Here is a 16,563-nt window from a genome sequence, read left to right on the forward strand (position 1 = left end):
CCCCGGACCGCGGGTCAGGCGGGCGGAGTGTCGCGCAAGTTTCTCGTGGTGCTCGCGGGACCGTGCTCCCGGCGCAGCATGCCGACCAGGCCGCCGTCGGCGTACCCGCCCGGCCCCAGGTCCTCGGCCACGACCGCGAAGCCCCGGTGGTCGGCCCATCGACCGTCGACGTGCATGAAGCCGCGGCGCAACCCCTCCTCGGGCAGCCGCAGACGGGCCGCGACCGCCAGGCTGGCCTCGTTCTCCGGCCGGATGGCCACCTCGACGCGGTGCAGGCCCACCGGGCCCAGGGCGTGGTCGAGCAGCAGGGCGACGGCCCAGGTGGCGTACCCGTGCCCGGTCGCGCGCTCGTCGAGCCAGTAGCCCGCCAGCCCGCTGGAGCGGGCACCCCCGAGGACGTCGAAGAGCTGCACCTGGCCGACGAGGCGGCCGTCCACGTCGACGACGAAGGGCAGCAGCAGGCCGTCCCGGGCGGAGCGATCCAGCTGCGCCGCAGGCGGGAGAAGGTGGCGGGGGGGCCGGGGCGGCCCGGGACCGTCGACTCCCAGGGGGCCAGCCACCGGGCGTTGCGCGCCCGGACCTCCTCCCAGGCCCCCCGGTCGGACCTGGCGAGCGGGCGCAGGACCAGCGCCGCACCGCCGGGCAGGGCGGTGCGGAGGGAGACCGGCCACGACCAGGTCACCGTGGCCGGACCCAGTCCCCCGACCGGCCGCCGGACTTGGCGGTCACCCGGACGTCGGTGACGACGGCCGCCCGGTCCACGGCCTTGATCATGTCGACGAGCGCCAGGGCGGCCACGCTGACGCAGGTCAGCGCCTCCATCTCCACGCCCGTCCGGTCCGCGGTGCGGACCGTCGCGGTGATCTCCACGCCGTCGTCGTCCACGGCGAGGTCGACCTCCACCCCATGGACGGCCACGGGGTGGCACAGCGGCACGAGGTCGGGGGTGCGCTTGGCCGCCTGGATCCCGGCGATCCGCGCCACCCCGAGGGCGTCCCCCTTGGGCACCGTGCCCGAGCGCAGGGCCTGGACGGCGGCCGGCGCCAGACGCACCCGCCCGGCGGCGCTCGCGGTGCGTGCGGTGACCGCCTTGCCGGTGACGTCGACCATGTGCGCCGTCCCGTCGGCGCGCAGGTGGGTCAGGCCGTCGGCGGTCACGCCTCGCCCCCGTCGCCGGTGGTGCCGGCGTCGGACTCCTCCGCCGAGAGCCGGCCGTCGATCTCCCGGCGCGGCCGCAGCAGGACCAGCTCGACCTGGGAGCCGGCGGTCACCTCCTCCTCGTCCGCCCCGCTGACCGCCAGGGCGTCGGCCATCGCCAGCCCGGCCACCAGGTGCGACCCCGCCCCTCCGACCGGCTCCACCGCATACTCCCCCGTGACGTCGCGCGAGATCCGAACCCGGGTGTAGGTCCTGCGGTCCGAGGCGCTGCGCCAGCCCGTGGTGACCAGCCCCGTGGTGTTGCTGTCGCTGACCCGCCGGCCGGCCCTGCGCTCCAGCGCGGGACGGACGAAGACCTCGAAGCTGACCAGGGCGCTCACCGGGTTGCCCGGCAGCGTGAAGACGGGGACCTTGCGCTTGCCGAGGACGCCGAACCCCTGCGGCTTGCCGGGCTGCATGGCCACCTCGACGAACTCGGTCGTGCCCTCCCCGCTGAGCACCTTCTTGACGATGTCGTAGGCCCCCTTGCTCACCCCGCCGGTCGTGATGATGGCGTCCGCGTGGTCGAGGTGGTGCTTGATCTCCTTCTTCGTCGCGGACTCGTCGTCGGGCAGGGAACCCACGTGCACGGGGAAGAACCCGGCCTCGCGGACCAGCGCCTCCAGCATGGGCCCGTTGGAGTCCACGATCTGGCCCGGGCCGACGGGTTCGCCGACCGGCACCAGCTCGTCGCCGGTGGACAGGACCACGACCCGGACGGGGCCGACAACCTCCACCTGCTCCACCCCGGCCGAGACCAGGGCGGCCAGCTGCGGGGCCCCGACCCGGGTGCCGGCGGGCAGCACGACCTCGCCCGCCCGCACGTCCTCCCCCGCCCGGCGGATGTTCGCGCCCTCCTCCGGCTGGACCCGGAACTGGGCCTCCCGGACGTGCCCGTCGGTGTCCTCGACGCGGACGACCGCGTCCGCCCCGACCGGGATGGGGGCCCCCGTCATGATCCGCCAGGCCTGGCCGGGCACGTGCTCGCGCGGGAGCGGGTCGCCGGCCGCGACGTCGCCCGACACGGGCAGGAGGACCGGGTTCTCCGGCGAGGCGCCGCGCAGGTCCTCGCGACGCACGGCATACCCGTCCATGGAGGAGTTGTCGAAACGGGGCAGGTCGACCTGGCTGCGGGCGTCGGCCGTGGTCACCAGCCCGTGGGCCCGGGGGACCGGCACGTCCGGGTCTCGACGGGGTGGACCTGCTCCAGGATGTTCTCGAGGTGCTCCTCGACGCTGATCATGGGTGCGCGCCTTTCTGCTCGGGGTCTGGCGCCCAGCGTAGTCAGCCGGTCCACAATGGCCTGGTGAACATCCGGCCGGAGGTCCCGTCCCTGCCCGAGCACCGCCCCGGGGCGGACGTGGCGGAGGAGAAGGCGCGGTGGCGCTCGGCGGTGCGGGCGGCCCGGCGCGAGCTGGTCGAGGGGTGGGGCGGACCGGGACGGGACCTGGCCGCCGGACGTCTCGCCGCGGCGGGTCTGGCGGTGGTGACCGAGCACGTCGGGCGGACGGGCGGGGCCGGCGCCTGCGGGGCCGGCGCCTGCGCCGCCCGGGCCACGGTGACCGCCTTCGAGCCGATGCGCACCGAGCCGCCCGTGGACCTGCTGGTCGCGCGGCTGCGGGCTGCCGGCGTGCGCGTGCTCGTGCCGGTCACGCTGGCCCGGCCCCGGCTGGAGTGGGCCACCCTGGCCGACCCGGCGCGCACACCGTTGGGGCAGGAGGTCCTCGCCGGCGTGGACGTGGCCCTGGTGCCCGCCCTGGCGGTGGACCGCGACGGGGTGCGCCTGGGCCAGGGGGGCGGCTACTACGACACGACGCTGCCCCGGCTGCGGGAGCTGGCTCCCGGTGCCCCCGTCGTCGCGGTGCTGCACGACCACGAGCTCGTGCCCCGGATGCCGGCCGCGGCGCACGACGCCAGGGTGGACGGCGTGCTGCGGCCGGGGACCGGGGTGACCTGGCTCGACTGCCGGTGATGCGGTGACCCCGCCGGTCAGCCGGGCGGGGCCGCCGTGAGGGTCAGCGTGTGGTGGGCCCGCTCCAGCACCGCGTCGCGGCCAGAGACCATCGGGTAGGTCCCGCCCTCCAGCCAGGTCCTGCTCTGGTCGGTGTGGTTGGGGTGGAACGGGTGACCCGAGTTGCCGGTCTGGTTGACCCACCGGGAGGCGTCCAGGTCCCCGAGGTCGACGACCATCCGCATCGAGGGGGCCGAGGTGACCTCGAAGCTGCCGGTCGAGGCGTCCCAGTTCATCGCGTTGACGACGGCGCTGGACCCGGCCGCCGGGCGGGCCGGCTGGCCGAAGACCCCCCGGACCAGCGCCGGCACGTCGTCCCCGGAGAGCACCTCGTGCTCGAGCCGCACCTGGTGCAGCTGACCCCAGGTCCAGTCCTCGACGTCCTTGGAGATGTCCCGGGTCAGGTCCAGGCGGGCCTGCTCCATCGCGGTGCGGATCACCTCGTCACGCGACTCCACGACGCCGGGGGTGCGCCGGTCGTCCCACCAGCGGCTGTCCGGACGGGCGAGCAGGTCCTCCAGCAGCAGCATCGCCCGGGAGTTGCCGGTGGCCGCCAGGTCCGGCGGCAGCTCGTCGTCGAAGACAGTCTCGAGCAGGTTGGCGTAGACGGCGTAGAAGTAGGCGGCCGCGGCCGACTGCGCACCCTCCGCCGGCGCCGTCAGGTCCCAGTCCCGGAGCAGGTCCTGGGCCTCGGCGTAGAAGTCGTTGTCCAGGTCCAGCCGGAGCAGGTGGGGCACGAGCACCTCGGCGAAGGCGTTGTTGTCGTCCAGCTGGACCTGGCCCATGGCCTGGACGTCCAGGGGTTCCCCGGCCTCGATGCGGTCCGTGAGCAGCTCCAGGATCCGGGTGGAGCGGTAGCCCTTGTCCCACTCGCTGGTGAGGAAGGGGGTGGCGCCCCGGGCGACCGCCTGGTTGGCCGCGACGATCACCCCGTCCTCCGGGTTGAGCGCGTGCGGCATCTCCTCGAAGTCCACCCAGCCGGTCCAGGCGTAGGCCTCGTCCCAGCCCGGCGCGGGGTAGAACCCGGGGGGCGTCCCGTGCGTGGCCGACCTGCGGACCGGCACCAGCCCGGGCGCTGGTAGCCGATGTTGCCCTCGGTGTCCGCGTAGATCAGGTTCTGGGACGGGACCGCGAAGAGGCGGGCGGCGTCGCGGAACTCCTCCCACCCCGCGGCCCGGTTGATCGCGAAGACCGCCTCGACGGTGCGGCCCGGCTCCAGCGCGGTCCACGCCAGGGCGACCTCGTAGTCGTCGGACGTCTCCACCCCGCCCAGCGGGGCGTCGGTCCCGACGGCGGCGACCGGGTCGAGGACGTCGGAGACGATCGGTCCGTGCGAGGACTCGCGCACGGTCAGCTCGACGTCCTCGCCCCCGGCGACCTCGATCGTCTCGGTCCGCACGTCCAGCGGCACGTAGGCGTCCCCCCGGAGCACCCGGTCGCCGTCGACGTCCTCGAGGTAGAAGTCGGTGACGTCGGGGTCGAGGTTGGTGATGCCCCAGGCGATGTCCTGGTTGTGCCCGATGACCACGCCCGGCAGCCCGGCGAAGGTGAACCCGGTGACGTCGAAGGGGCACGCCTCGGAGACCTCGCGGCAGTGCAGCCCGGCCTGCAGCCAGATGCCCGGCTGGCTGGTCTCCAGGTGCGGGTCGTTGGCCAGGAGCGGCGCCCCGGAGGCGGTGTGCTCGCCGGAGACCACCCAGGAGTTGGAGCCGATGCCCTCGCCGGCCCCCAGCAGCCGGGGCACGGCGTCCAGGGTCGCCCCGGCCGCGACCAGGGCCTCCGCCGCCTCCCCGTCGGCGAGCCAGTCGTGGGTCAGCCCCCCGGTGGGCCCGGGCGGGGCGACGGCCTCGCCGAGGCGGGCCCGCTCCGCCGGGTCGACGGTCTCCCCCGGCGCCGGTGCGCGCACGGCCCCCGCGGTCCCTCCTCGGGAGTCGGCGTCGTCCGGACCCGTGCGCCGGGCCGGGGGCGACCACTCGCCGGGGCTGAGGATCGGGGGGTGGTCGGCGACGGGGTAGTCCGGGTAGAGCTCGCCCAGCTGGGGCAGCGGTACCTGGCCGACAAGCCGCCCGCGCGTCAGCTCGTCCTCGTAGTTCCCGCGGAGGTCCCAGGCCATGGCCTTGAGCCAGGCCAGGGAGTCGACCGGGTCCCACCGCCGCACCTGGTAGTCCGGCGCCGACCGGGCGAGCACGACGTACTCCAGCCCCATCCGCGACGGGGAGCCCTGCTGGTCGATGTAGGCGTTCACCCCGTTGGCGTAGGCCTGCAGGTAGCCCCGTACGTCCGGGTCCAGCAGGGCGAGCTCCTGCTCGGCCACCCGGCGCCAGCCGAGGGTGCGGATGACCTTGTCCGTCTCCAGCCCCGCCTCCCCGACGAGCTCGGAGAGCCGGCCGCTGACCACGTGCCGGCGAAGGTCCATCTGGAAGAACCGGTCCTGGGCCGCGGTGAACCCCTGGGCGGTGAACAGGTCGGCCGCGGTGTCGGCGTAGAGATGGGTGACCCCCAGCTCGTCGCGGACGACCTCGACCGGCGCCGACAGCCCGGCCACCTCCAGCTCGCCCGTCGTCTGGGGGAACGCCCTGCGGGTCAGACCGACGCCCAGCACGGCCGTGGCCACGACGACGACCACGAGGATCGCCACCAGGGGCACGGCCACGCGCTGCCACACGGGTCGGGACACGGGCTCCAGACTAGGTCACGCGTACCGGAGCAGGCGGGAGGACCCGTAGAATGGGCGCTCGTGCCGACCTATTCGTACGCGTGCAAGGACTGCGGTCACGCCTTCGACATCCAGCAGGCGTTCAGCGACGACGCCCTGACCGAGTGCCCCAGCTGCGGCGGCTCGCTGCGCAAGGTCTTCAGCGCGGTCGGGGTCGTCTTCAAGGGGTCGGGCTTCTACCGCACCGACTCCCGCTCCGGCGGAGGAAAGGGCTCGGGCAGCTCCTCGTCCGGGTCCGGCCCGGCCAAGGACACGGCCGCCGGCACGGGGACCGGGTCCGCGCCCGCCGGGTCGACCGCCTCCGCGGGGAAGCCCTCCGCCGGCAGCACCGGGTCGTCCACATCGTCCACCGGGTCGGGGTCCTCCTCCACCGGCGCGGCCTGAACCGCCCGGGACCGTTCCCTCCCGCGCCTAGTCTCGGCGCGTGCTCGATGCTTTCCCCGGTCCCGGCCGACAGCCCCCGCCCGCGCGACGCAGCGACCGTCCCCGTCGGCCGTCCGGGTCCCGGGCGCGGCGCTTCGTCTCGGCCGCCCTGGCGGCCCTGGGCGTGGGGATCGTGGCCCAGCTGGCGGCGTCCCGTCCGGTCCCCGACGCGTCCGGGTCGTCGTGGCGGTCCGGGAGGTGGCGGTCGGGACGGAGCTGACGGACGGCCTGCTCACGGTCCGTGAGGTCCCGCGGACCGCCGTGCCCGAGGCGGCCCTGGGCGGTCTGGACGAGGCCGTGGGCCGACCGGCGTCCTCCGTCCTGGCTGCGGGCGAGGTGCTGACCCGTCACGACGTGCGGGCCGCCGACCTCGTGTCCGGGCTCGAGCCCGGGACCGTCGCCGTGTGGGTCCCGGTCGCCGAGCCGGCCGTCACGGCCGCGCTCGCCGGTGGTGACCGCGTCGACCTGCGGTCGCCCGGGGACGGGTCGTTCCTGGCCCGGGACGTCCTCGTGCTCGCGGCGGGGCCGGGGGGCCCGGAGCGGGACGGCACGGGCGGCGCGTGGGTGGCCGTCGACGCCGAGCAGGCGCGCTCCCTGGCGACCCAGCGGGCGGATCCCCTGGGAGGTGCGGCGCACGTGGCCCTGCACCGTCCGTGATCCTCTCGGCACACCCCTACGGGTGGGGGGTACCTCCCCTGCGCTGCTAGGCTGCCCCACGGACCGAGGCGCGAGGGCTGCGCCCGCCCACCCCCCCAATCACCCTGGACGCCATGGCCGCTGCCCTGCGTCCGCACGGAAGGAGAAAGCCTTGCTGAAGGGCTTCAAGGAATTCATCATGCGCGGCAACGTCATCGACCTCGCCGTCGCCGTCGTCATCGGCGCCGCGTTCGCGGCCGTCGTCGATCAGGTCGTCTCGAGCCTGGTCACCCCGCTGCTCAACGCCATGGGCGGCGCCGAGGCCCAGGGGCTGGGCTTCGAGATCATCGACGGGAACCCGGCCACCTACATGGACTTCGCGGCGATCATCAACGCCATCATCGTCTTCCTGCTCACCGCGCTCGTCGTCTACTTCGTCCTCGTCGTGCCGATGAACAAGTTCAACGAGCTGCGCATGCGTGGCAAGGAGGAGCCGGAGGAGGTCTCCGAGGAGATCGCCACCCTGCGCGAGATCCGCGACCTGCTCGCCGCCCGCCGCAGCGACGGGACGCTCTGACCCAGAGCCACCCGCAGGGGATGTCCCCCACGCCCCCGGACGCCTCCGGCCCTCGGCCGGGGGCGTCCGTGCGTCCGGCGGGCCGGTCAGTCCCAGTGCGGAGGACGCTGGTCCACGATCCAGGCGTCCCGTCCGCCGTCCTGCGGGGCGGTGGCGCCGTCCGCCGTGCCCGCCGACGACGGCAGGTCGTCCGCCGGATCCGTCCCCGCGGCGGTCGCCGGCGCATCGACCCGGCGGTGCCGGCGGGGGCGCGGACGGTCGGCGGGCGGACGGGGGCCGGTCACGAGCCGTCCGGTCCCTCGCCGGCCGCGGCCCCGTCGCGGGGCGTCCGCCGACCGGCCGCGCGGAGGGCCTCCAGGACCCGGGCGACCTCGCGGGCGGGGTCGGTGAAGACGTCGGTCCCCCGCACCCGGAGCGGGACCCACCCCATCCGCGTGAGCTGCTCGTGCCGCAGCCGCACGTCGTCCCGGCCCGGCTCCGTGCGGGCCGCCTGCGGCGAGACGTCACCGTCGACGGCCACGACCATGCGTGCCGCTGCGCCGTCCCGGTCGTCCTCGGCCACGGCCAGGTCGAGGGCGTGCGGCCCGTGGCCCATGCCCTCGACCACGGTGAGGCCCTCGTCGCGCAGCCGCCGGGTCAGCTCCGCCAGGACCGCCGACCGGTACCCCCGGTGCGGCTGGTCGGTGGCGCCGACCGCCTGACGCACGACGTCGGTCCCCGGTCCGGCGGGCCACCGGTCCACCGGGACCGGCGTGACGACCGCGACCCCGTGCCGCGCCGCGGCCAGCACCGCACCCGCCCGCCGGGCGTCGTGGGCGGCCTGCGGGCCGGTCACCCACAGCACGTGGTCCCGCACCTCGCCGGCCACCCGGTGGACGGGCCGGACCAGGCACGGTTCCGGCCGGTCGTCGAGGTCGCCCAGGACCCCGGCCAGCACCGGGTCGGGCGGCGCACCGGCCTCCGAGGCCGACCGGGCCAGCGCGGCGCGCAGCGCGATGCCCACGTCCTCGGCGGTGGCGTCGTCCTCGGTGACCACGAGCAGGCTGCCGTCGGGGTCCCGCCGGGCCTGCCCCACGGCCAGGTCGACGGCCTGGGCGACCTGGGCGCCGACGTTGCCCTCGGCGACCACGGACCGGGCGGCGGGAGCACGCCATACCCCCGGGAAGCTGTGCACGGGCACCGGCATGAGCGGGGCCAGCGGGGCGACCAGACCCTGGTGGAGGGCGCGGTACTGGGTCTGCAGGTGCCGGACGGGAAGCACCGCCGAGGCCTCCTCGAGCAGCGAACGGGCCGGCTCCTCCCGTCCGGCCTCCCCCTCGGCACGGGGGTCGGCGACCACGGAGAAGGGGACGGGCCCGGGCCCTCCGCCGTCCCCGACGACGAGCACCTGCCGGCCCCGGGACAGCGCGGGCACCGACCGGGCGGTCGTCGTGCGCCCGGCCCGCTCGACGACGACGAGGTCGAAGGTGGTGTCGGGAGGCAGCACGGCCGGCACGGCGAGCGGCGAGGCGAGCACCACCGGCTGGGCCGCGCGGACCACGTCGGGGGCCCGGCTGATGAGGTCGCGCAGGTCGATGGCTCCCACCGCGGCCTCGTCGACGGCCCGTTCCCAGGCGGCCAGCTGGGAGGCGTGGGCCTCGCGGGCCCTGCCCAGGCGGCGCAGGACGGCCACCCGTGCCCGTGCGGCGTTGCGCCGCAGGTGGGCCCGGTCGGCCCGGCGGAAGGCCCGCTCGGCGTCCCGGACGGCCGCGGCCGGCAGCTGCTGGGGGACGGCGTCGGAGCGCAGGTGCAGCAGGACCGAGGAGCGGTGGACGTAGCGCACCTCGGCGGACACCCGCTCCGGCGGCACTCCCCGGCGGGCCAGGTCGTCGACCAGCTCGCCGAGACCCTGCTCCCGGACCGGCTGCAGGAGCGGGTGGGCCACCGCCGCCACCGGGGCCCGGTCGGCCCGGGCGTCCAGCCCGACGAGCCGTTCGAGCACCGTGTCGAGGTGGACCGTGGTCAGGTCCTGACCCACGGAGGTGGACGCGAATACCTGCGCCAGCCAGGCCAGGTCCTCCCCGACCGGGGCGTGGGCGGCCAGGGCCTCCTCCCAGCCCTCAGGGGCCGCGGGGCGGGCGGCACGGCCGGCCACCTCCTCCCACTCGGCCCGCTCGTCGCGGGCCCGCCGGACCCGCTGCGGCAGGTCGCTCGGGGGCGTACCGGGGCGCAGCAGGGAGCGCACCTGGCGGCGCAGGCGGGCGCGGGTCACGGCACCGGGCCGCCCGGTCACCTCGTCGCGGGCCGCGGTGGCGGCCACCATGTCGTCGAGGGGGGCGTCGTAGATCTGCGGCGAGAAGACGTCGAGCGTCTCGCTCGCGCGGGCCACGAGCGTGAGCCGGTGGGCCCACTGCTCGAGGGTGACCGGCACCGGCATCCCGGCCGACCGGCAGACCCGCTCGGCCTGCTCGCGGGCGGTCCCGAAGCGCCCGACACCATGCGGGCCACGATCTCCTGGGCCCGGGCGGCCTCGTCGGCCGTGGACAGCCGGGCGCCGTACCAGGGGTCGTCGCCACGTCCTCGCGTCCAGGCGCCCGCCGCGGCGGCCTCCACGAGCGCGTCGGACACCGCGGACAGCTCGTCCTCGCCCAGGGCCTGCAGCTCCCCGGCGGAGAGCCGGACCCGGGAGCCGGGCGGGGTCTCCAGGGCGGCCAGCGCCGCCAGGTCGTCCTCGACGCCGGCCAGGGACAGTCCCCACGGCTCATGGCGGTGGTGCAGCACGTCGTGCTCGCGTCGCAGCACCACCAGCGCGTCGGCCCGGGCCGGCAGCGGGTCGGGGCCGGGCTCGGCAGGGACCTCCCGGGGCAGGTGCTCCAGGGCGTGGCGCACCGAGGCCAGCCCGGCGCGCATCGACGCGGGGTCCTCGGCCAGGTGCAGGCACAGGTCCCCGAGGCCGACGTGCGCCAGTCGACGCTGCAACGACTCCAGGGCGGCGCGCTCCTCGGAGCAGACGAGCACGCTGCGCCCCTCGGAGAGGGCCGCGACGACGATGTTGGCCACGGTCTGCGTGGCGCCGGTGCCGGCCGGGGTGTCGAGCACCAGGTCGGCGCCCCGGGAGGCCTCGTCGACGACGAGCCGCTGGGCCCGGTCCGCGTCTAGCGCGGACAGCTCCTGCGCCGGGTCGTCGGCCCGCGACGGGTCCGGCCCGTCACCGGGGAAGGAGACGTCGACCCCCGCCAGGGCCGCGGCCACGTCGTGGCCCGCCAGGGAGTGCGGGTCCCCGGTGAAGCTGGTGACCAGCGGCAGCTTGGCCCACGGGAAGGTGCCGAGCACCATCTGCGGCCCGATCGCGAAGCCGGTCAGCTCCACGCAGAGCTGCTCGAGGGCCTGGTAGGTCATCCGGGGGTCGAACCCGTGGTGCTGGGCCGACAGCCCGGCCAGGCCCACCGGGTCCAGGTCGAGGTGCATCTCGCTGCGCAGGTAGTGCTCCAGCACCGGGTTGAAGACGACGTCCTCGTGCAGCTCCAGGACGTGGTCGGAGTGGGCCGCGTCCACCGGCCGGATGCGGCAGCTGCGCAGCAGCACCGGGGCCCGGGGAGGCACGGGCACGCGCTGCAGGCTCCACGTCGCCAGCCCGATCGCCAGGAACCCGGTCTCCATCCCGTGCTCGCGGCGCAGCTCGGACGTCTTGTCCCGGATGGCCCCGATCCGACGAGAGGCGTCGAGGAAGGCGACGTGCTCGCGGACCAGCTCGGACAGCAGCGTCGGTCGGCCGGAGAGCAGCTTGGCCACCCCGCCCGGGTGGGCCAGGTTGAGGTCGAACGTGCCGGTCAGCGACGTGCGGTGCCACAGCAGGGTGTTCGGCCCGCCGAGCTCGGCAACCTCCCGCCGCCACCGTCCGCGGGCGCGCTGGACGGCCTCCACCCGGGCAGGGTCGAGGGCGGATGATGGATGGGCCGGGGTCACGCTCCCAGGCTAACGACTCGACGACGCGCCACCGTGAAGGCGCCCAGGGCGAGTGCGGCCGCCCCGGCCGCGGCGTTGAGCACCCCGTACCCCCACAGGTCCATGACCACGCCGGCCAGGGCACCGCCGAACGCGGCGGACAGTCCCATGACGAGGTCGGCCGCCCCCTGCACCGCGGCCCGCTCGGCCACGGGGACGGCCCCGGCGATCGTGCCCGACCCCGCGACCATCGTGCACGACCAGCCCAGCCCGAGCAGGACGAGCCCGGCGGTGAGCCCGGCGGACCAGCCGACGGCGGACAGGCCGGCCAGCACCGTGGAGGTCAGCAGGATCGCCACCCCCAGCAGGACCACCCGGTCCGCGCCGAACCGGTCGGTGAGCTGCCCGGCGACCGGCGCGAGGCCGTACATGCCGAGGATGTGCAGCGAGATGACCAGGCCGATGATCTCGATCTGGGCGTCCCCGTGCCGCATGTGCAGGGGGGTCATCACCATGACGGCGACCATGACGACGTGGCCGACGGTGAGCGCGACGGTCCCCCAGAGCGCCGCCGGGGTCGCGGCGATCAGGCGCAGCCCGGTGCCCACCTTCCCCCGCCGTGCCGAGACCGGCATGGCCTGCTCCTGGGCGGGGGCGGCACGCGCGGCGAGCTCGCGGGAGAGCCGGAGCGGGTCGGGCCGCAGGAGCAGCTGGAGCAGCAGCGCGGCGAGGGCGAACCCGGCCATCGACAGCACCCAGGCACCGGCCAGCGGCGGCAGGCCCAGCTGGCCGGCGATCCACCGGCCGGGACCGATGAGGTTGGGCCCCAGCACCGACCCGATCGTCGTGGCCCACACGACCCAGCTGAGCTGGCGCCCGCGGCGCTCCGGCGTGGCCAGGTCCGTGGCGGCATACCGGGCCTGGTTGTTGGCGGTGGTCGACGCCCCGAAGAGGGTGGTGCCGAGCAGGAGCAGCCAGAAGGCGCCGGTGGCGGTGGCCGTGATGGCCAGGAAGGCCCCCAGCGTGCCGAGCAGGTAGGCCATGACCAGGCCGGGGCGGCGCCCGTGCCGGGCCATGACGGCGGCCACCGGGATCGTGAAGAGCGCCCCGCCCAGGACCTGGGTCGTCGTCGCCAGGCCGGAGAGCGCGTCGCTGCCGCTGACCTCCGCGGCCACGATCGCGGCGACCGCGATGCCGCTGGCGACCCCGATGCCGCCGAGGGTCTGGCTGCCCATGAGGGTCAGCACGGTGCGCGACTGGACGTGCTGGCTCTGCGGGTCGGCCAGGGGGGTGGTCGTGGGCGTCACCGGGGCAGTCTCGCAGAGCGGGGCGAGCGTTCCCGCACTAGTGGCCCTCCCCCAGCTGGCCCGTCAGCTGTCCGTGCCGGGCGGCGGAGGACCAGTTGAGACCGACGATCTCGACCTCCTTGCCGAGGCGTTCGTACTTGGTCTGGACCGCGTCGAGGGCGGCGACGGTGGAGGCGTCCCAGATGTGGCTCTCGGACAGGTCGATGACCACCCTCTGCGGGTCGCGGCGTAGTCGAACTGATAGACGAGGTCGTTGCTGGTCGCGAAGAAGAGCTCGCCGGAGACCTTGTAGGTGCGCACGTCGGGCTCGCCGTCGCCGTCGACGTCGGTCTCGACGACCTGGTCGACGGAGGCGAAGTGGGCCACCCGGCGGGCGAAGAGGATGATCGCGGCGTTGACGCCGACGATGACGCCGTACGCGAGGTTGTGCGTCACGACGGTGACGACGACCGTCAGGAGCATGACGAGGTTCTCGCTGACCGGCATCCGTCGCAGCGTGCCCGGGTGGACGCTGTGCCAGTCGAAGGTGGCGACCGAGACCATGATCATGACGGCCACGAGCGCGGCCATGGGGATCATGCCGACGGCCGGCCCGGCACCGACCACGAGGGCGAGCAGGAAGACACCGGCGAGGAAGGTCGAGATCCGGGTGCGGGCACCGGAGACCTTGACGTTGATCATCGTCTGGCCGATCATCGCGCAGCCGCCCATGCCGCCGAAGAACCCGGAGGCGAGGTTGGCGACGCCGAGGCCCCAGCTCTCGCGGGTCTGTCGGAGTGGGTGTCGGTGACGCCGTCGACGAGCTTGGCGGTCATCAGCGACTCGAGCAGGCCGACGAGCGCCATCGCGAGGGCGTAGGGGCCGATGATCTGCAGGGTCTCCAGGGTCAGCGGCACGTCGGGGACGAACAGCTCGGGCAGGGAGGTGGGCAGCTCGCCCTGGTCGGAGACGTCCGGCAGCTGCCACCCGGCCGCCCACGCGAGGGTCGTGATGACCACGATCGCCACGAGCGGTGCGGGGACGGCGGTGGTCAGGCGCGGCAGGCCGACCATGATGAGGAGGCCCAGCGCGACCATCGGGTAGACGAGCCACGGGACGTCGACGAGGTAGGGGACCTGCGCCATGAAGATGAGGATGGCCAGGGCGTTGACGAAGCCGACCATGACCATGCGCGGGATGAAGCGCATGAGCCTGGCGACCCCGAGGACCGCGAGCACGATCTGCAGCACACCCGCGAGCAGCACGGTCGCGATGAAGTAGTCCAGGCCGTACTCGCGGGCGACCGGGGCGATGACCAGGGCGACCGCCCCGGTCGCGGCCGTGATCATGGCCGGGCGGCCACCGACGAACGCGATGGTGACGGCCATGACGAAGCTGGAGAACAGCCCGACCCGCGGGTCGACGCCCGCGATGATCGAGAACGAGATCGCCTCGGGGATGAGGGCGAGCGCGACGACGAGGCCGGCGAGCACCTCGGTGCGCAACCGCCGGGGGTTGCGCAGGGCGGCGCGGGTGGACGTCTCGCGCTCCCCGGCCTCGGGGACCACGTGCGGATGCGGTTCCCCCGGGAGGGTGGTCGTGCTGGAGGTGGGCTCGGCCATGGGGCTCCTCGGGGACCGCGTGGACACAGGAAAGCGACGGCGGCCCGCCGTCGCTGCATCGGACAACTCTACCGCAACGTTAGAGTGGTGCGGATGCCCACCACCGACCTGGCCGCCGCCGTGCGGCCGCAGGAGGACGCATGACCCTCGACGCAGACGTCGCCGCACAGACGGCGCGGCGGCGCACGTTCGCGGTGATCTCCCACCCGGACGCCGGCAAGTCGACCCTCACCGAGGCCCTCGCCCTGCACGCGCACGCCATCGCCGAGGCCGGGGCGGTGCACGGCAAGGGCTCCCGCCGCGGGGTCGTCTCCGACTGGCTGGACATGGAGCAGGCACGCGGCATCTCGATCACCTCGGCCGCGCTGCAGTTCACCGTGGACGACGTCGTCCTCAACCTCCTGGACACCCCCGGGCACGCCGACTTCTCCGAGGACACCTACCGGGTGCTGGCCGCGGTCGACTGCGCCGTGATGCTGCTGGACGCCGCCAAGGGTCTGGAGCCGCAGACCCTCAAGCTGTTCGAGGCCTGCCGCGTGCGCGGCACCCCGGTGATCACGGTGATCAACAAGTGGGACCGCCCGGGGCAGGAGCCGCTGGCCCTCCTCGACGAGATCGAGGAGCGGCTGGGCATCGTCCCGACCCCGGTCAACTGGCCGGTGGGCATCGCCGGCGACTTCCGCGGGGTGATCGACCCCACGACGGGCGGGATGACCCAGTTCACCCGCACCCCCGGCGGCGCCACGCTGGCCGGACGGGAGTCGATCGACGCGGACGAGGCCGCGCGCCGGCACGGTCCGGACTGGACGCAGGCGGTCGAGGAGTTCGAGCTGCTCACCTCCTCGGGCCAGTCGCACGACCAGGACACCTTCCTGGCGGCCCGGACGACCCCGGTCCTGTTCGCCGCGGCGGTGCTCAACTTCGGCGTCGCCGAGCTCCTGGACGCGGTCACCACGATGGCTCCGCCGCCCGGGCCGTGGACCGACGTCGAGGGGCGGCCGCGACCGGTGGACGGGCCGTTCTCCGGGTTCGTCTTCAAGGTGCAGACCGGGATGGACCGGGCCCACCGCGACCGGCTGGCGTTCATGCGTGTCTGCTCGGGCAGGTTCGAACGGGGCTCGGTGCTGACCCACGCCGCCAGCGGCCGCCCGTTCCAGACCAAGTACGCCCAGTCCGTCTTCGGCCGCGAGCGCGAGACCATCGACGAGGCCTACCCCGGCGACGTCGTGGGTCTGGTCAACGCCCAGTCCCTCAACGTCGGCGACACCCTCTACGCCGAGGACAAGGTCATCTTCCCGCCGCTCCCCCGGTTCGCCCCCGAGCACTTCGCCGTGGTCCGGCCCCGGGACACCGGCCGGTCCAAGCAGTTCCGCCGGGGCATCCAGATGCTGGACCAGGAGGGTGTCGTCCAGGTCCTCGTCTCCGACCGCCGCGGCGCCCAGTCCCCGGTCCTGGCCGCCGTCGGCCCGATGCAGTTCGAGGTGGCCACCCACCGGCTCGAGCACGAGTTCAACGCGCAGTCGGTCCTGGAACCGCTCGGGTATGCGGAGGCGCGCCGGACGACGCGCGCGGCGGTCCCCACGATCGACGCCAAGCACGGCGCCGAGGTGCTGGAGCGCACCGACGGCACCCTCGTGGCGCTCTTCTCCGACCGCTGGCGCATGGGGACCATCGCGGCGGACCTGCCCGAGGGCAGCCTCCTGCCGCTGTTCGGCACCGAGGACGGGGTCGCCCCGTGACCACCGACGGGGCGGACGGGCTCGTGCACATCGGCGAGGTCGCCGAGCGCACCGGCCTGTCCCACCGCACGATCCGTTACTACGAGGAGATGGGCCTGGTCAGCCCCGCGGGCCGCACCGAGGGCGGATTCCGGCTCTACGACGAGGCCGGCATCGCCCGCCTGCTGCTCATCACCCCGATGAAGCCGCTGGGCTTCTCCATCGAGCAGATCGGCGAGCTGCTCGGGGCGCTGGACACCACCGCGGACCCGGAGGCGGACCCGGCCGACCGGGAGCGGGCACGGACGGTCCTGGACGAGGCTCACGCCGGGGTGGGCCAGCGCATCCGCGACCTCAGGGAGGCCACCGCACGGGCGGAGTCGTTCGCCGACCGGCTCGGCCGCGAGGTGTCCCGGTCGGTCCCCGGACGCTGACCCGGCCGGGCACACTGGG

The 16,563-nt window shown here is 75.0% G+C and carries 13 protein-coding genes and 2 pseudogenes; 6 read left to right on the plus strand and 9 right to left on the minus strand.

Going from position 1 to position 16,563, the window contains the following annotated elements; genetic code table 11:
- Positions 1–14: 14 nt before the first annotated feature.
- From BJF81_RS05800 to BJF81_RS05810, 3 genes are all read right to left on the minus strand, one after another.
- Positions 15–560 (minus strand): GNAT family N-acetyltransferase, encoded by a 546-nt coding sequence (locus tag BJF81_RS05800; protein ID WP_075957495.1) that lies wholly within the window; start codon positions 558–560, stop codon positions 15–17.
- A 118-nt stretch (positions 561–678) separates the two neighbouring features.
- A complete protein-coding gene (gene moaC, locus BJF81_RS05805) occupies positions 679–1,158 on the minus strand; it encodes a cyclic pyranopterin monophosphate synthase MoaC (protein ID WP_075957496.1) in 480 nt (159 codons plus the stop codon).
- Complete coding sequence (locus BJF81_RS05810) at positions 1,155–2,348, minus strand: molybdopterin molybdotransferase MoeA (RefSeq protein WP_202817435.1); 1,194 nt, start codon at positions 2,346–2,348, stop codon at positions 1,155–1,157. The genes moaC and BJF81_RS05810 overlap by 4 nt, the downstream gene beginning before the upstream one ends.
- Before the next feature lie 155 nt (positions 2,349–2,503).
- Between BJF81_RS05810 and BJF81_RS05815 the strand changes: the two genes are divergently transcribed.
- Positions 2,504–3,169: a 5-formyltetrahydrofolate cyclo-ligase gene (locus tag BJF81_RS05815; RefSeq protein WP_143780686.1), complete on the plus strand. Its 666-nt coding sequence runs from the start codon at positions 2,504–2,506 to the stop codon at positions 3,167–3,169.
- Positions 3,170–3,186: 17 nt separating this feature from the next.
- Here the strand turns inward: BJF81_RS05815 and BJF81_RS21375 are convergent.
- Positions 3,187–5,885 (minus strand): annotated as a pseudogene (locus BJF81_RS21375) (penicillin acylase family protein).
- A 60-nt stretch (positions 5,886–5,945) separates the two neighbouring features.
- Here BJF81_RS21375 and BJF81_RS05825 point away from each other — a divergent pair.
- From BJF81_RS05825 to mscL, 3 genes are all read left to right on the plus strand, one after another.
- The gene (locus BJF81_RS05825) at positions 5,946–6,308 is read left to right on the plus strand and encodes an FmdB family zinc ribbon protein (protein ID WP_075957498.1); all 363 of its coding nucleotides are present in this window, start codon (positions 5,946–5,948) and stop codon (positions 6,306–6,308) included.
- 222 nt (positions 6,309–6,530) lie between these two features.
- On the plus strand, positions 6,531–7,004 hold the full coding sequence (locus tag BJF81_RS05830; RefSeq protein WP_075957499.1) for an SAF domain-containing protein: 474 nt from the start codon (positions 6,531–6,533) through the stop codon (positions 7,002–7,004).
- Positions 7,005–7,155: 151 nt separating this feature from the next.
- A complete protein-coding gene (gene mscL / locus BJF81_RS05835) occupies positions 7,156–7,560 on the plus strand; it encodes a large conductance mechanosensitive channel protein MscL (RefSeq protein ID WP_075957500.1) in 405 nt (134 codons plus the stop codon).
- An 86-nt stretch (positions 7,561–7,646) separates the two neighbouring features.
- On the opposite strand, the gene BJF81_RS17315 is transcribed toward mscL, so the two are convergent.
- The 5 genes and pseudogenes from BJF81_RS17315 to BJF81_RS05855 all read right to left on the minus strand — a co-directional run bounded on the left by BJF81_RS17315 (position 7,647) and on the right by BJF81_RS05855 (position 14,392).
- Complete coding sequence (locus tag BJF81_RS17315) at positions 7,647–7,844, minus strand: hypothetical protein (RefSeq protein ID WP_075957501.1); 198 nt, start codon at positions 7,842–7,844, stop codon at positions 7,647–7,649.
- Complete coding sequence (locus tag BJF81_RS20845; protein ID WP_342447088.1) at positions 7,841–9,862, minus strand: hypothetical protein; 2,022 nt, start codon at positions 9,860–9,862, stop codon at positions 7,841–7,843. The genes BJF81_RS17315 and BJF81_RS20845 overlap by 4 nt, the downstream gene beginning before the upstream one ends.
- Positions 9,829–11,505 (minus strand): hypothetical protein, encoded by a 1,677-nt coding sequence (locus tag BJF81_RS19235; RefSeq protein ID WP_237770046.1) that lies wholly within the window; start codon positions 11,503–11,505, stop codon positions 9,829–9,831. Before BJF81_RS19235 ends, BJF81_RS20845 begins: the two co-directional genes overlap by 34 nt.
- Positions 11,502–12,791: an MFS transporter gene (locus BJF81_RS05850; protein ID WP_237770047.1), complete on the minus strand. Its 1,290-nt coding sequence runs from the start codon at positions 12,789–12,791 to the stop codon at positions 11,502–11,504. Before BJF81_RS05850 ends, BJF81_RS19235 begins: the two co-directional genes overlap by 4 nt.
- Before the next feature lie 37 nt (positions 12,792–12,828).
- Positions 12,829–14,392, minus strand: a pseudogene (locus BJF81_RS05855) (SulP family inorganic anion transporter).
- A gap of 140 nt (positions 14,393–14,532) precedes the next feature.
- Here BJF81_RS05855 and BJF81_RS05860 point away from each other — a divergent pair.
- A complete protein-coding gene (locus BJF81_RS05860; RefSeq protein ID WP_075957503.1) occupies positions 14,533–16,131 on the plus strand; it encodes a peptide chain release factor 3 in 1,599 nt (532 codons plus the stop codon).
- Complete coding sequence (locus tag BJF81_RS05865; protein WP_075957504.1) at positions 16,128–16,544, plus strand: helix-turn-helix domain-containing protein; 417 nt, start codon at positions 16,128–16,130, stop codon at positions 16,542–16,544. Before BJF81_RS05860 ends, BJF81_RS05865 begins: the two co-directional genes overlap by 4 nt.
- The last annotated feature ends 19 nt before the right edge of the window (positions 16,545–16,563 follow it).

Origin of the sequence: Ornithinimicrobium sp. CNJ-824 (genome assembly GCF_001942405.1) — a bacterium.
GTDB classification, from domain to species: Bacteria; Actinomycetota; Actinomycetes; order Actinomycetales; family Dermatophilaceae; genus Ornithinicoccus; species Ornithinicoccus kibberensis.

Excerpts from the sequence above, each read along its gene's own strand:
- BJF81_RS05860 (WP_075957503.1), top strand. The coding sequence starts at position 14,533 with ATGACCCTCGACGCAGACGTCGCCGCACAGACGGCGCGGCGGCGCACG.
- BJF81_RS20845 (WP_342447088.1), bottom strand. The coding sequence starts at position 9,862 with ATGGTGGCCGCCACCGCGGCCCGCGACGAGGTGACCGGGCGGCCCGGT.